Source organism: Luteolibacter yonseiensis (genome assembly GCF_016595465.1).
GTDB lineage: Bacteria > Verrucomicrobiota > Verrucomicrobiia > Verrucomicrobiales > Akkermansiaceae > Luteolibacter > Luteolibacter yonseiensis.
Genome location: NZ_JAENIK010000011.1, coordinates 185,269 through 200,607 on the forward strand (window position 1 = coordinate 185,269; position 15,339 = coordinate 200,607).

12 protein-coding genes are annotated in these 15,339 nt (G+C 60.0%); 8 read left to right on the forward strand and 4 right to left on the reverse strand.

Annotated elements, in window-relative coordinates:
- Window positions 1–104: 104 nt before the first annotated feature.
- A complete protein-coding gene (locus tag JIN84_RS10505; RefSeq protein WP_200351001.1) occupies window positions 105–2,180 on the reverse strand; it encodes a carbon starvation CstA family protein in 2,076 nt (691 codons plus the stop codon).
- A 273-nt stretch (window positions 2,181–2,453) separates the two neighbouring features.
- Window positions 2,454–2,780 carry a divalent-cation tolerance protein CutA gene (gene cutA, locus JIN84_RS10510; protein ID WP_200351002.1) on the reverse strand — a complete coding sequence of 109 codons (327 nt, stop codon included), beginning with the start codon at window positions 2,778–2,780 and terminating at the stop codon, window positions 2,454–2,456.
- Between cutA and JIN84_RS10515 the strand changes: the two genes are divergently transcribed.
- Genes JIN84_RS10515 through dxs form a run of 5 tightly spaced genes read left to right on the forward strand, consistent with a single transcriptional unit; the run spans window position 2,779 to window position 9,454 of the window.
- Window positions 2,779–4,002 (forward strand): two-component system sensor histidine kinase NtrB, encoded by a 1,224-nt coding sequence (locus JIN84_RS10515; protein ID WP_234043428.1) that lies wholly within the window; start codon window positions 2,779–2,781, stop codon window positions 4,000–4,002. The two genes, cutA and JIN84_RS10515, sit on opposite strands and share 2 nt — an antisense overlap.
- Before the next feature lie 13 nt (window positions 4,003–4,015).
- Window positions 4,016–5,383, forward strand: a complete 1,368-nt coding sequence (locus JIN84_RS10520) for a sigma-54-dependent transcriptional regulator (RefSeq protein ID WP_200351003.1) — start codon at window positions 4,016–4,018, stop codon at window positions 5,381–5,383.
- Window positions 5,384–5,413: 30 nt separating this feature from the next.
- Window positions 5,414–7,240: a hypothetical protein gene (locus JIN84_RS10525; RefSeq protein WP_200351004.1), complete on the forward strand. Its 1,827-nt coding sequence runs from the start codon at window positions 5,414–5,416 to the stop codon at window positions 7,238–7,240.
- Between the two features lie 5 nt (window positions 7,241–7,245).
- Complete coding sequence (gene xseB, locus JIN84_RS10530; protein ID WP_200351005.1) at window positions 7,246–7,578, forward strand: exodeoxyribonuclease VII small subunit; 333 nt, start codon at window positions 7,246–7,248, stop codon at window positions 7,576–7,578.
- Window positions 7,559–9,454, forward strand: a complete 1,896-nt coding sequence (gene dxs / locus JIN84_RS10535; RefSeq protein ID WP_200351006.1) for a 1-deoxy-D-xylulose-5-phosphate synthase — start codon at window positions 7,559–7,561, stop codon at window positions 9,452–9,454. The genes xseB and dxs overlap by 20 nt, the downstream gene beginning before the upstream one ends.
- Window positions 9,455–9,540: 86 nt before the next feature.
- Here the strand turns inward: dxs and JIN84_RS10540 are convergent, their stop codons facing one another.
- Window positions 9,541–9,738, reverse strand: a complete 198-nt coding sequence (locus JIN84_RS10540) for an entericidin A/B family lipoprotein (protein WP_200351007.1) — start codon at window positions 9,736–9,738, stop codon at window positions 9,541–9,543.
- A 274-nt stretch (window positions 9,739–10,012) separates the two neighbouring features.
- On the opposite strand from JIN84_RS10540, the gene JIN84_RS10545 reads away from it, so the two are divergent.
- Genes JIN84_RS10545 through JIN84_RS10555 form a run of 3 tightly spaced genes read left to right on the forward strand, consistent with a single transcriptional unit; the run spans window position 10,013 to window position 13,827 of the window.
- Window positions 10,013–11,389 carry a sigma-54-dependent transcriptional regulator gene (locus tag JIN84_RS10545; protein ID WP_200351008.1) on the forward strand — a complete coding sequence of 459 codons (1,377 nt, stop codon included), beginning with the start codon at window positions 10,013–10,015 and terminating at the stop codon, window positions 11,387–11,389.
- A 25-nt stretch (window positions 11,390–11,414) separates the two neighbouring features.
- Window positions 11,415–13,232 carry a sensor histidine kinase gene (locus JIN84_RS10550; protein WP_200351009.1) on the forward strand — a complete coding sequence of 606 codons (1,818 nt, stop codon included), beginning with the start codon at window positions 11,415–11,417 and terminating at the stop codon, window positions 13,230–13,232.
- Window positions 13,216–13,827 (forward strand): response regulator transcription factor, encoded by a 612-nt coding sequence (locus tag JIN84_RS10555; protein WP_200351010.1) that lies wholly within the window; start codon window positions 13,216–13,218, stop codon window positions 13,825–13,827. Before JIN84_RS10550 ends, JIN84_RS10555 begins: the two co-directional genes overlap by 17 nt.
- A gap of 106 nt (window positions 13,828–13,933) precedes the next feature.
- Here JIN84_RS10555 and JIN84_RS10560 read toward each other — a convergent pair whose 3' ends face one another.
- Entirely contained in the window at window positions 13,934–14,995 is a 1,062-nt protein-coding gene (locus tag JIN84_RS10560; RefSeq protein ID WP_200351011.1) for a BON domain-containing protein, read from the reverse strand.
- Between the last annotated feature and the right edge of the window lie 344 nt (window positions 14,996–15,339).

The window sequence follows — 15,339 nt, forward strand, 5'->3', positions numbered from 1 at the left end:
TGTTGGGTTGAATCCAGCAATCCTATAACCGCACTGGCCGTCTCCCGCAAGTTTGCGCGGGGAAAAACACAAATCGACTGACGGTGGGAATCGTCCGACTGCCGTCACAGCAGGCTGGTCGGCAGCACATGGTCTTCGCCCGGATGAGCCACGTAGGGACTCTCGCGGAGGACGGGAGTCTTGCGCTTGGTGAGGAGCAGATAGCATTCCCGCGCGGTGCCGAGGACGATGATGGTGACGAAGAGCAGGAAGGTGATGGTGACCGCCACGTCGATGCGGGCGTTGAAGAGGGAGGTCTCCGCGGCCTTGAGGGCGGGGCCGGTGAGGCCGGAGGCGAGGAGAGCCTTTTGCTTTTCGATTTCCGGGTAGAATCCGCCGGCACCGGGAGAGAAGAGTTTCATATATCCCGCGGTGAAGGTGACGAGGGTGAGGAAGAGCATCGGGACGACCGTGACCCAGCAGTAACGGGCCTTGCCCATCTTGATGAGGACCACGGTGCCGAGGCAGAAGGCGATGACGGCCAGCAATTGGTTGGAAATGCCGAAGATGGGCCACAGGCTTTTGGCGATGCCGGCGGGATCGAGCGCGCCTTGGTAGAGGAAGAATCCCCAGGCGGCGACGAGCAGGCCGGTGGCGGTCACGTTGCCGAGCCACGAGCCGGTGTTGCCGAGCCTGGGTGAGATCTGTCCCAGCAGATCCTGGAGAATGAAGCGTCCGACGCGGGTTCCGGCATCAAGAGTGGTCAGGATGAAGAGCGCCTCGAACATGATGGCGAAGTGATACCAGAGGGACAGCGCGGATTTCCCGGGGATCACTTGCGCGAACATGTGCGCCATGCCGACGGCGAAGGTGGGGGCTCCACCGACCTTGCCGATCATGTGGGGTTCTCCGAGATCGGCGGCGAGTTGTTGCATGTGTGCTTCCGTCACGGCATAGGCGGGACCGTAGGAATTGATCTTCGCGATCTGCGCGGTGACGGCGGCGGGATCGTTCGGGTTGATGGGGGAGTTGATGGCGAGGTATTCACCGGGCATGAGCGCGCATGCGGCGATGATGGCCATCAGCGAAACCAGCATTTCCACCACCATGGAGCCGTAGCCGATGAGGCGGATGTCTTTCTCGCGGGCCAGCAGCTTGGGTGTGGTGCCGGAGGAGATGAGGGCGTGGAATCCGCTGACCGCGCCGCAGGCGATGGTGATGCAGACGAAGGGAAACACAGGGCCCGGAACGACGAAGCCACCGCCGTTCACGAAGGGGGTGATGGCGGGCATGTGCAGCGGGGGCGCGAGGATGACGATGAAAACGCCGAGCACCGCGACCGTGCCGAGTTTCATGAAGGTGCTCAGGTAATCGCGCGGGGCGAGAAGCATCCAGACCGGTAGCACGCTGGCGGCGAAGCCGTAGATCATGATCGCCCACGCGAGTTGGGTGGACTGGAGGGTGAGCGCGGCGGTCCATGACGGCGGCAGATACTTTCCTCCCACCACCGCGGCGATGAGGCCGAAGACCCCGAAGACCGAGGCCGCGGTGACGCTCGCCTTTCCGGTCTTGATCAGGACACCCATGATGAACGCCAGCGGAATGGTGGCGGCGATGGTGAAGAGCCCCCACGGGCTCTCCGCCAGGGCTTTCACGACCACCAGTCCGAGCACGGCGAGCAGGATCGTCATGATCGCGAGCAGGCTGATCATCGCGATGAGGCCGATGACCGGGTTCATTTCCTCCTTGAGCATCTGGCCGAGCGATTTGCCATTGCGCCTCATGGAGGCGAAGAGAATGACCGCATCGTGGACGCCTCCGCCGAGGGTTGCTCCCACCAGGATCCAAAGCGTGCCGGGCAGGTAGCCGAACTGCGCCGCGAGAACCGGACCTACCAGAGGTCCGGGCCCGGCGATGGCGGCGAAGTGGTGGCCGAAGACGACCCATTTCGGAGTCGGAACGAAATCCTTGCCATCGCTGCAAGTGACGGCGGCGGGCGCGCGGTTGTCATCCACCGTCAGGACTTTCGCGACAAGCCATGCGGAGTAGAAACGGTAGGCGACGGCGAAGGTGCAGACACCTGCGACCACAAGCCAGAGCGCGTTGATGGGTTCGTCCCGCTGGATGGCGGCGACTCCGACGGCGGTTGCGCCCAGCAGGGAAATGGCGAGCCAGAGGAGGACGCGGAGAAGTTTGGTCATGGGCTTGTTCTGTATTGAAATTGCTCGGCGCGGACGTGGTCGTTTTTCTTAACAAGATCCTGTCGCCTGGTCGCGGGCGGTGCGGAGATCTGGCATAAGACAAATCCTTCCGCGTCCATTCCCCGTGTAGGGATCCAGGGTTTGTTCGCCGACGGCGTTGAGGAAATTAGAGGAACCGGCGGCGCAGTGGCGAGCGCGTAATTGAAGAAGAAATTTTGCTAAGTCGCAGGGCAATCCGAGATGCGGGTCGGATCCCACCCGATGACCGCCGGACTATCCTTGAGGGGTGGTTTCCATGCGGACCCAGTTCCGATAAGGCTCCGCGATTCCATCCGGGGCGATGGCGATGATTTCCGGAACTTCGTAAGGGTGGAGTTCCATGAGGGTTTGTTCGAAGGCGGGAAAGACCGCTGAAGTGGTTTTAAAAATGGCGAGCACTTCCGAGGCGGTTTCGATCCTGCCCTGCCAGCGATAGATGGACTCGATGGCAGGGACGAGATTCACGCATGCGGCGAGTTGCATTTCCACAAGCCGTGTGCCAATTTGTCGCGCCTGCCCGGAATCGGGGAAGGTGCAAAGGATTACCAGAACGTCGCTCATGCCTCTTCCTGAACACCGGAAATCGAAATCTGGCAAACATAAGCTGAAATCCGGCTTTCTGGAAAAGCTGGTGGCTCGGTTGGACCGGGTGGTGCCGGGGGACGTGCAGCAGGTGGTCACCCGCCTGATCCGCGAGAAGGGATTTTTGGAGAAAGTTTTCGAGGCGCTTCACGAGGGGGTCATCATTCTGGATCCCAATGGCGTGATCGGATTCGTGAACCGCGCGGCCTGCCAGTTCTTTGGTTTGGATGTGGAGCGTGCGCTGGGGGCGGAGATTTCGTCGCAGATCCGCGGACTGGACTGGGATTCACTGGGCAAACCCGGCCGGACGATCAGCCGGGATCTCGAGGTGTTTTATCCGGAGAACCGGTTTTTGAATTTCTACCTCGCCCCCATCGACGATGCGGAGGATGCGGGCGAGCCTCTGGGATTTGTGATGCTCGTCCGGGACCTGACGGTCACGCGCGCCGAAGCCGAGGAGACACTGGAGTCGGAGCGGCTGAACGCGCTCACCTTGCTCGCCGCCGGAGTGGCTCACGAGATCGGGAATCCGCTGAACTCGCTGGATATCCACCTCCAGCTCTTGGGGCGGAAATTGAGAAAGCTTCCGCCGGGTGACCGTAAACCTTTGGAGGAGAACCTTTCCACCGCGCGGGAGGAGATCCGGAGGTTGGACATGATCTTGAAACAATTCCTGCATGCGGTGCGTCCCACGACCCCCCACCGCGAGCGCACGGACCTGCATGCGGTCCTGCATGAGACCCTCAAGCTTCTGGAACCGGAGCTGGCCGCGCGGAAAATTTCAGTGCGGCTGGATCTTGCGGAGTCGATGCCACCGGTGACGGTGGATCCGGGGCAGTTCCAGCAGGCGTTCTACAATGTCATACGGAATGCGTCGCAGGCGGTTTCCGGTGAAGGCGGAAGCATCACGCTGCGGACACGGGTGACGGATTTCGAGTATGTCATTTCCATCGAGGACAATGGCACGGGAATCTCTCCGGAGCACATGGGGGCGATTTTCGAACCCTATCGGACCACGAAGTCCTCCGGGTCGGGTCTTGGACTGCTCATCGTGCGCCGCATCATCCGCGAACATGGCGGAGAGATCGAGATCGAGAGCAGGGAGAATGAAGGCACCCGCGTGCTCATCCACCTGCCGAGATTGGAGAGGGCCGTCCGATTGCTTGGCCCGCCGGAGTCGGACCCGGTGATCGATCTTTAAATTCCAACACACCATGCTACCCACCTTGCTGATCGTAGAGGACGAACGCGCGACCCGTGAAGGGCTGCGAAGCGCGCTGGAGGACGAGTTTGAAGTTTACACGGCGGCGGGGGCGAGCGAGGCGCTGGCGATCCTGAAAACGGAGCGCATCCAGCTCCTGCTGACCGACCTCCGGCTGGGCGGCGATTCGGGCATGGATCTGCTGGACTCCGCTCTCGCCCTGCCGGAACCACCGGTGGCCATCATGATGACGGCCTATGGCTCGGTGGATACGGCGGTGGAGGCGATGCGGCGGGGAGCGTGGCATTTCGTCACCAAGCCGTTGAATCTGGACGAGGTGGAAATGCTGTTGAAGCGCGCGCTGAGGAACCGGACGCTGGAGACGGAGAACCAGCAGCTTGTCCAGCAGGTGAAAAAAAATCACAAGCTGGACCGGCTTATCGGGAAATCCCCGGCGATCAAACGCGTTTCCGAACTCATCCAGCAGGTGGCCGCCACCCGGGCCACCGTGCTCATCGAGGGGGAGTCCGGAACGGGCAAGGAAGTGGTGGCGCACACGCTGCACCATCTTTCCGGGCGGCCGGCGGCGAAGCTGGTGATCGTCCACTGTGCCGCCCTCTCGGCCCAGTTGCTGGAAAGTGAGTTGTTCGGGCACGAAAAGGGGGCGTTCACCGGCGCGGCCCAGCGCAGGATCGGGCGGTTCGAGCAAGCGGACGGAGGCACGCTTTTCCTGGATGAGATCGGTGAGATCGATGCGGCGACGCAGGTGAAGCTGCTGCGGGTTCTCTCGGAGCGGACGCTGGAGCGGGTCGGCTCGAATTCACCTATCAAGGTGGACGTGCGGGTGGTGGCGGCGACCAACAAGAATCTCAAGGAACTGGTGGCGAAGGGCGCATTCCGCGAGGATCTCTATTTCCGCCTGAACGTGGTGAAGGTGGAAATGCCTCCCCTGCGGGACCGGCGTGAGGACATCGTCCTGCTGGCAAACAGCTTCCTCCAGGAATTCGCCAAGGAAAACGACCGCCCGGTGAAGCCCCTGACGGACGAGGCGCTGGCCTTGCTGGTCAAATACAACTGGCCGGGCAACGTCCGGGAACTGCGCACCGCCATCGAACACGGCGTGGTGATGAGTAACGATTCCGTCATCGACGTGCGGCATTTGCCGCAGTTCCTGCATTTCCAAGGCCAGGGACTGGTGGAATCCCCGCCGTTGGACAAAATGGCCCTTGATGGAGGGGCGGATTTCAACTTGCATGCGCTCGAAACCAATACGATCCGCTCCGCCCTCTCGCTTGCTGGTGGAAACCGCACGCGCGCCGCGGATCTGCTCGGTGTCAGCCGCAGAACCCTGCAGCGCAAGCTGAAAGAACTCGGTCTCTGAAAACCAGCGACTGCCTATCCCCATTTCTTCATGAGTACCACTTCCTCCCAACTCGACACCGGCATCATCATCCGCCGCAGTCTGTTTCTTCTGTTGTTGTTGATCCTCACGCTGGGAAACCTCTTTGTCCTCTTCCGGGGCTTGAGCACGCCACAAGGCATGGATCAGGCCCAGATCGCCCGGGAAATCGCCCGGGGCAATGGCATCACCACGAAAATGATCCGTCCGGTCGCCTACTACCAGGCCCAGAAGGCGGACGAGGGCAGCGTGCCGATGGTGCATTTTCCCGACACCTACCACTCTCCGCTCAATCCGCTGCTGAACGCCGCCGTGCTGAAAATCATTGGTGCGGACGATGCGAACAAGTGGCAGATGTCCCCCAGCGAGTGGATTTATCCGCTGGACCGGGTGATCGCGGCGGTTTCAGTGCTGTTTTTCCTGATGTCCATCGGGGTGAACTACTTGTTGGTTTCGAGGATATTCGATCCGAAGGTGGCGGGTGTGTGCGCCATCCTGATGCTCTTTTGCGAGACGTTCTGGAATGTTTCGATGAGCGGGCTGCCGCAGATGCTGATGTTGCTGCTGTTCTCATGTGGGATTTATTTCGTATACCGGGCGGTGGAAGCCTCTACGGAGGGACGCATCCCATTCGCGCCCGCTGTCATCGCCGGATTGTTTTTCATGCTGCTGGCGCTGACCCACTGGATGACGGTGTGGATCTCGCTCGGATACATCATCTTCGCGGCGGTTTACTTCCGTCCGCGCGGCTTTGTGGGACTCACGGTCCTGGCGATGATCCTGATCCCGGCCGCCTTGGTGATGGTGAGGAACCAGGACATCTCCGGCTCCCCGTTCGGCACCGCATTCCTGACGCTCTATAACGGTCTTGGCAACGGGACTGAAGGGGCGGTGATGCGGAATTCCGACCTCCAGGCCCAGCCGTTGATTCTTGATGGATTGATCATGAAAATCGTCCGGACCACCTTGCTGCAGACGACGGACATCATTCCATTCCTGGGTGGTATTTTCGTGGCTCCCCTGTTTTTTCTTTCGCTGCTGCACCCGTTCAAGCGGGCGTCCATCGCGAATTTCCGCTGGGTGATCCTGCTGATGTGGGTGTTCGCCACGTTGGGCATGGGATTTTTCGGGATCTCCAAGGACGCTTTGGATCCCAACCAGATGCACCTCCTTTTCGCGCCCATCATGACCGCTTACGGCCTGGCGTTCATCTCCATCCTGTGGAGCCGGCTCGATGTGGTGGCCACCACTCCGATGTTGAAAAACCTGCACCATATCGTGGTGGTCTGCATCTGTGTCCTGCCGCTGGTCGCCTCCTTGCCGAACAAGGTTCAGATCGGCCTTCATTTCCGCGACCGCGGAGGTCACCCGAACTGGCCGCCGTATCTGGCCGGACCTCTGAACAGCAATGAAATGCTGAAAGGGTGGACCACCGAGAAGCAGGTGATCTTTTCCGACCAGCCATGGGCCACCGCATGGTATGCGGATCGGATAAGCATCTGGCTGCCTCCAACCCGCGAGGGATTTGAAAAGCTGGAAAACATCGCCGCCGAACTACAGACACCCGTCGCAGGCATTCTGATTTCCCCGTCATCGCACGGCTCGGGAAGCATCACCGATGTGATGGAAAATTATAAGGACTTCTCCGCGCTCGTGTTGAACGGGCGGGTCGCATCGACCACGAGTTCCTCCATGACCACCCTGGACGGCATCACGATTTACGACAAATCCCGTCGTCTCGAGGGGATCTCCAAACGCTATTCGAAACCAAACTTCCTGTCTTGGCCCGATCTGCTTTTCTATGCGGACAAGCAGATGTCCCAGCCCGTGCAGAAGTAACGACCATGCCCCGCCGCAAATCCACAGAGGAGGAAAACTCCGGCGAACCCACCTTTGAGCAGGCTTTGGGAAGTCTCGAAGCCATTGTCGACGCGATGGAGCATGAGCATCTCCCCCTCGAGGAGTTGGTGGAGCATTATGAAAAAGGTTCCGCCTTGCTCACCCGCTGCGAGGCGATCCTCCAATCCGCCCGTGGACGCATCGAGCTCATCACGCTCCGCAATCAAAGCGAAATTTCTCTGGATGCCGGCCTGAAATCTGCCGAACATCAGGGACTCCTCACCCCGACCGATCCGCCGGAGGATCCCGACGACGATAATGACATCCGCCTCTTCTAAGCCCCCAGCTCTCGGCCCGTTGCTTTCCACCATCCATTCGCCTGCTGATGTCAAACAGCTTGCGGACGACGAGTTGCCGGATCTCGCGGCGGAGATCCGCCATACACTGATCGACTGCCTTTCGAAGACTGGCGGGCACCTTGGACCGAATCTGGGAGTTGTGGAGCTGAGCGTCGCCCTGCACCGGGTGTTTTCCACCCCTCGGGACAAGTTTGTGTTTGATGTTTCCCACCAGGGCTACGTTCACAAGTTGCTGACGGGCAGGGCCGACCGCATCGATACGATCCGCACCTACAAGGGATTGAACGGATTTCTTCTCCGCAGCGAGTCGGAACACGATTCCTACGGCGCGGGCCACGCGGGAACCGCGCTTTCCGCCGCTCTCGGCATGGCCGCCGCCCGTGATCTCGCCGGCGGGGACAATCACATTGTCGCCGTTGCCGGAGATGCCGCCTTCACCTGCGGACCCACGCTTGAGGCGCTCAACAACATTGCGGAAACCACGAAGAAATTCATCGTCGTCCTCAACGACAACGAGTGGTCCATCGACAAGAACGTCGGTGCCATCGCCAGCTATTTCAACGCTCTCCAGACCCACTCCACCTATGCTTCGGTGCGCCGCCAGGCGGCGGATTTCGTGGAAAAGGTCGCGGGAAAGGCCGCCCGCACGCTCGCCCACCGTGTGGAGGAAGGCGCGAAGAACCTGCTCTTCCAGAACGTGCTCTTCGAGAAATTCGGCATGCGCTACTTCGGCCCCATCGACGGCCATGACCTGCCTCTTCTCATCCGGACCTTCGAACATCTCAAGACGTTGAACGAGCCGGTGGTGCTCCACATCATCACGGAAAAGGGACGCGGCTACCAGCCGGCGCTCGACAACCCGGGGAAATTCCACGGCCTCGGAACCTACAAGATCGAGGACGGCTCCACCGACGCCACCACGACCCCGACTTGCTCGGACCTTTTCGGCCGGACGGTCACCGACATGGCGAAGAAGGATCCGAAAATCGTGGCCATCACCGCCGCCATGCCGGGTGGGACCAAGCTGGAGATTTTCAAAAAAGAGCTGCCGGACCGTTATTTCGATGTCGGCATCGCCGAAGAGCACGCGGCGTTGTTCGCCTGCGGCCTGGCGACGGAGGGATTCCGTCCGTTTCTCGCGATCTACTCGACCTTCATGCAGCGCGCCTACGACATGATCGTGCATGACATGGCGCTTCAAGGACTTCCGGTCCGCCTGTGCATGGACCGCGGCGGCTTGTCCGGCGATGACGGCCCTACCCACCACGGACTTTTCGATATCGGTTATCTGCGCCACATTCCCGGCATCATCCACATGCAGCCGAAGGATGAGGACGAGTTCGTGGACATGCTCCACACCATGGCCGTCTACGACGCGGGCCCGTCCGCCATCCGCTATCCGCGTGGTATCATCAAGGGCACGCCGATCAAGTCCTCGCCGCAGATTCTGGAAATCGGAAAGGCGGAAGTCATTGCGGACGGTACCGATGTGGCTCTTTTCGGGCTGGGAACCCTTTTTGAGATGGCGGAACGAACCAAGGTCCAGCTTGAGGCCAGGGGACTCTCCGTCGCACTCATCAACCCTCGTTTCATCAAGCCGCTGGATTCCAATATCATCCAAACCTACGCGGCGAAATGCAAGGTGGTGTGCACCTTTGAGGATCACGTCCTTTTCAATGGCTTCGGAGCCTCCGTGATCGAAAATCTCCACGACGCGGGCATCCACACACCCGTCGAGCGCATCGGCTGGCCTGATCAATTTGTGGAACACGGCAAACCCGAAACTTTGCGCGAGCTGCACGGACTGACCGCGGAAAACGCCACCGCCAAGGTATTGCGGCATTTCTCGATCTGAAACGCGGGAGCGGCGTCGGTCCGCGGCGCAAAAAAGCCACCGCCGGGCCGCATGGCCCGATGGTGGCTTTTTTCACGAACGCAGCTTCAGCGTTGTGCTGCGGCGGCCGCGTTCTGAATCTTGTCGCCCGTTTTTTCAACGTCCTGGCCGAACCCCTTGGTGGTGGAGCACGAGGTGGTGGCACCGGCGAGCAGCAACAGGGCACCGGCGGCGAGGGTGAGGAGGCGGGCGGAATTTGGTTTGACGGTTTGGCAATTCGTCTTGGAGATGATGATCGGATTCATGGTGAAATTGATATCGCAAGCTCCGAGCCAGCTTTTAAAAAAGTTGCAAGCACCTCATTTTGAGAAGTTTTCAAAACCAAATGAGGGATGGTCATTGCATTTTGCACATTGCACATTGCCCGATCTTATGGTATCGTGAAGCAAAATGCACGACGTGACGATTTTAAGAAAGGATGACTTTCGATCTAAAAGATTGAGTGCAAGCTACTTGTTGAATCGTAGGCAAGCGGCACATGGAATGTTAAGAGCAAGGTTGCTAAAACACATCACTCGTATGGATATTCTCATTGTTGACGACGAAAAGTCGATCCGCCTGACCACCTCGATTGCCTTGGAAGCCGAGGGGCACTATGTGGAAACCGCGGAAGACGGCACCTTGGCCCTGAAGCGCATCAAAGAGGAGAATTTCGATCTCGTTTTTCTCGACCTGCGTCTGGGGGATGAAGATGGATTGGAGATCCTCCAAAAAATCGTGGCGATGAAGCCCCAGCAGCTTGTCACCATCTTCACCGCGCACGCTTCCATTTCCACCGCGGTGAAGGCGACCCAGCTCGGAGCCTTCGACTATTTGGAAAAGCCTTTCACTCCGGATCAACTGCGGGCGATCCTGATCAAGGCGCAGAAAGCCCGCAAGACCCAGGCGGAAGTCGTCCAATTGAAGGAGACCGTGCAGGAGCTGAAAAGCGAGGTCCGCCACGCATCTCCTCCTCTTCGGTTTGTTTCGGAAGACCCGAAAACCCGGGTGGAGTTCGATGTGTTGTTCCGTGCGGCGGCGACATCCGCCTCCATCCTCATTCTGGGCGAGAGCGGCACCGGCAAGAGCGTCATCGCCCGGGAAATCCACGACCGCAGCCACCTGCGCGACAAACCGTTCGTCACCGTCAGCTGCCCGAGCCTTTCGAAGGAATTGTTGGAAAGCGTGCTTTTCGGCCACATGAAGGGTTCCTTCACCGGTGCGATCAAGGACACTTGGGGCAAGGTTCATGCCGCGGATGGCGGAACCCTTTTCCTGGATGAAATCGGCGAACTGCCCATGGAGATCCAGCCCAAGCTGCTGCGGTTGTTACAGGAGCGCGAATACGAAAGGCTCGGTGAAAACAAGGTGCGCCAGGCGGATGTGCGCGTCATCGCCGCGACGAACCGGGATCTCAAGGCAAGCATCCGGTCGGGAGAATTCCGCGAGGATCTTTACTACCGCCTCAACGTCATCAGCGTGACCGTCCCGCCGCTCCGCGAGCGTCCGGCGGACCTCGCGAAATTTGCGAAAGACTATCTGGATTTCTTCTCCGGCCAGTTGGGACGGAAAATCGATGGATTCAGCGACAGCGGTCGCAGCGCGCTGATGCGGCATCCCTGGCCGGGAAACCTGCGCGAGTTGCGGAACGCCATCGAGCGCTCGACCATTCTCGCCCGCGGAAACCACGTGGAGGCGGAGGACCTGCCCCAGCCGACGCCACTGGCGGCGAGCAACTCGGCGGATGCCGAACCGGGAGGTCTCGGCATCGGCGGCGAGCACAGTTTGGACGAGATCGAGCAAGCGCACCTCATGAAGGTCCTCGGCTGGGCGCCTTCTCTTCATGACGCGGCCGCGGTTCTCGGTATCGACAAGGCCACCCTCTATCGGAAGCGCAAACGTTTCGGTATTCATTGATTCTGATCCATCGCTCCCAGGGTAAATGTTGCGCCTCAAGTTATTTTACGGACTCCTCACGATCATTCTTCTCCTGTGGAGCGTGGGCGCGGCGGCTTTGCTCCTGATGGGTGATACCGTCACCCGCTTCGACAACCGGTTGCGGATGGACTACCGGTCCATCGATGCGGCGCAGACCATGCGGACGCTCACCGCGACCATCAATACCCGCTATCTTCCCAGTCTGGCAGGCGCTCCTACGGAACATGTCCTCGATCGGACGCTCTATGACGAACTGAAGAAGGAGATCCAGGTGAAACAAAACATCATCCACTCGGACGGAAGCAACGACGAGCGCTGGCAGGGTGTCGTCACGCGGCTGGATTCGGCGGTGGCCAGTTATTTCGAGGGATACGAGACCTTCTTCGCCGGACTGGCCCAGACGCGGGGGGATCGGGAAAAGCTTCTCCAGTTCCAGAGCACGCAGACTCAGCGGCTGACAGATCTTTCTGAGAACGTGATGACGCTGGCGGAAGAGAAATTGTTTTCCGGGGCGAGCCAGCTTCGGTCGGAGTCGGGGAAAAACACCTTGTTCGTCGGTACATTGGTCCTTCTGGGCACTTCCGTCGCGGCGCTGATCTACTTCCAACTGGTCCGGCAACTGGTGGATCCCGTCGCCAACCTGCGTCGCTCCATCGAGGAAATCCGCAACGGAAATTTCGAGCTTACCATGCCTGAGCCGGGCCAGGGCAGCGAGTTTTCAAACGTCGTTTCCGCCTTCAACGACATGGCCTCGGAACTCAAGGTCCGCCGGGGAGAGAATGACGAGAGCCTGCTGCGTGCGAACTTCGTGAACCGGGCCATCCTGGAGGCCATCCCATCCCCGGTGTTCGTGCTTGGGGATGACACGGGGATCGTGCAGATCAATCCTGCCGCGGAGCAACTGACGGAAGAGCTCGGTGTCACGGGCCGGCTGCCCCTGAAGATCCAGCGCATCCTCGACGAATGCCGCGAGAAGTCCGCGCACTTCCTTCCGGAAGATCCCCGCGAGGCGTTGCTTTTCCGCATCCATGAGGAGGAGTTCTACTATCTCCCCCGTATCTTCCGTTTCGAATCGGAAAACGCCACCGAGTCGGGCTGGGCCGTGCTGCTTCACAACGTGAGCCGCATCCGCTGGCTGGATGACATGAAGACCAATCTCATCTCCACGGTCAGCCACGAGATCAAGACGCCGCTCACCGGCATCCGGATGGTGCTTCACCTGCTTCTGGAGGAACGTTCCAGCCAGCTCGATGAGATGCAGAAACTGATGGTGACCTCCGCGAACGAGGATTGCGAGCGGTTGCTCGTCACGCTGAACACGCTGCTCGATCTGTCCCGGGCGGAGAGCGGCACCACCCACCTTGCCCTGGCACCGGTGTCGATGAAGGATAGCGTGGCCCGCACCGCCCACCTCTACCAGCGTGCCGCGGCGGCAGGGGATCTGGAGATCGTCACCGAAGGGGATGAGAACGATTATCCCCAGGTTCGCGCGGACCCCGTGCGTCTGGACGAGGTGCTGAACAATCTGGTGTCGAACGCGATCAAGCACAGCCCGCGGGGCGGGCGTGTCACCATCCGCCAGAGCCAGCCGGATGCGGATTATCTCCGCGTGTCCGTATTCGACCAAGGGGCGGGAGTGCCGGATGACAGCCAGAGCCGGATCTTCGAGCGCTTCTACCGCGCGCCGGGCCAGAAGTCGGATGGGGTGGGACTCGGACTTTTCATTTCACGGGAAATCATGCGCGCGCATGAAGGACGCATCGGCCTGCGCGAGCGGACCAATGATTTAACGGAATTTTACATCGATGTCCCCATCGCCTGACAAAGGAAGTTCTCCGGGCCACAGGGTGCTTGTCGTGGACGACGAGCCAACCCTGCGGCTTGGCTTCGCTTACGCGCTGACTGGAAGGACCACGGTGGTGGAGACCGCGGCGTCGGGTCCCCTCGCGCTGGAACGCCTCGCGGACTCGTCATACGATATCATGTTCCTCGACCTGCGGATGCCGGAGATGGACGGACTGGGTGTCATTGAAAGACTCCGTGCCCGGGGAGACGAAATTCCGATCGTTCTCTGCAGCGCCGCCCTCAGTCCGAATGCCGCGGTGCGTGCCATCCGCCACAGGGTGGTTCACTTTCTTCTCAAACCGGTGCGGCCGGCCGACCTGCGCCAGGTGATGGCCTCCGTGCTTGATCCGGCGATCGACCCGTTGCCCAAGGCCCTGGAGGCGGCGCGCAAAGGCGACCGGGAGAACGCGATCCGGCTGTTGGAACTCGAAGCCTCCAAGTGCAGGTATGCGGCATGTTGGCACCGCGTTCTCAAGGCGATCCAGGAGATGCGGCCCGACGACGACCTCGCGGGGTTGGAGGAGAGGGTCCGTTCCAATCTGGTCCTTCTCGCCTTCAATTCGGCGGCGTGACAGACAACCTTCCCGATTTTGCAAAGGGCCTTGTTCGATCAAACAAGAAGGCCCGTGGAGTTTCATCCACGGGCCGGTTCGAGATGACGGTAAGATCGTCGTGCTTTCAACGGCTCGCTTGCATCACCGGTACCGAGGCGGATTCAACCTCGCGCTTCGCCGTGGCCATCTCCGTTCCGCTGTTGGAAATCCGCAGTTGGTTTGAGACGGAAAGCACCCCGGGAATGCCACGTGCGGTGGACTCGACCGCATCGCTTTCGGTGATTTGTCTCACACTGCCGCTGAGAGTGATGACTCCGTCCGCCATTTCGCTGCGGATGGTGCGTGCGTCGATCCTCGGATCCGCAGCAAGAGCCCCTTTCAGCGCGGCGAGAGATTCTTCCCGCGAGTAGTTTTTATCTACCAGGCCTTCCATTTGCAGGTTGCGGTTGATGCTGAGATTGGAAACCTGGACATCCGTGACTCCGGTGACGTAGCTGCGGCGGATCAGGCGGTCCAGTTCGCCCCGGCTGCCAACCTCACCACTGAGGGTGGCGGTGCCCGATTTCACCGAGGCAACAAGATCGAGTCCCTCGTAAAGCGGATCGTCCTGGATGATGAAATGGAGCTGTTCGGTGATTTGCGAATCCTCACGGATGCCTTCGTAAGTGACAGTCAGATTGTTTTCGATCGCCAGCACACCCGGTACTTCGGAGACGATTTCGCGGGCGAGATCTTTTTCATCCGGGGTGCCCACCTCACCGTTGAGCAAGACGCGGGAACCATCCGCCGTGACGGCGACACCGTTGGCCGTGAAGGTTTTTTGCTTTGCGAGGACGGCCTTGGCGCGAGCGGCCAAATCACCCGTTTTTCCGGGTTTGATGCGGACTTGGTTCGACACCGCCAGCACTCCCTCGCTGGCATTCGCCCTTGTGGTGGCTCGCTCGGCTTGTGCGAGGGAATTCGCGGTGCCGGTGAGAATTGCGATATTGTTCTCGATCCTGACATCGATTTCCGCACCACGGAGCCTGCTGTCCGCCCGGATGTCCGTCTGGATGAAATCGGCCACCTCGGATTCTCCGCTGGGAGCGGCTTCAGGAGTGGCGAGGGAAAGCTGCGCGGAAGCGAGCACGAGAATGGATAGGGCGGTCCACTGGCCTGCTGGGTGATGGGATGTCTTTGGCTTCATGGTTCAAGTTTGGTTGAAATTCCGGCAATCCGGTGACGGACGGTGGAATTGGTTCCGCACGTAAGATGCCATGCTCGGGGCGATCTAGTGATGATGATCGCAATCAGCGACTTGTGGCTGAGGGTGGGCTAGCCTGCGGTCGGGGCATCCTGCCCGGTGTTCCATTGGCGCAACGGCGGAGGATGCAGTTTGCACCCGAAATCACCCGAACGTGTGAAAGACAGATGGCGATCACACCTGTTAAAGACGAGGTCGTGGAGATGCCCAGCTCCGGTTTTTTACCAAATACCTGCCATTTCGCCGGTGGCCGGGTGTCCTTCCACATTCTCCATTGTCCTTTCCCC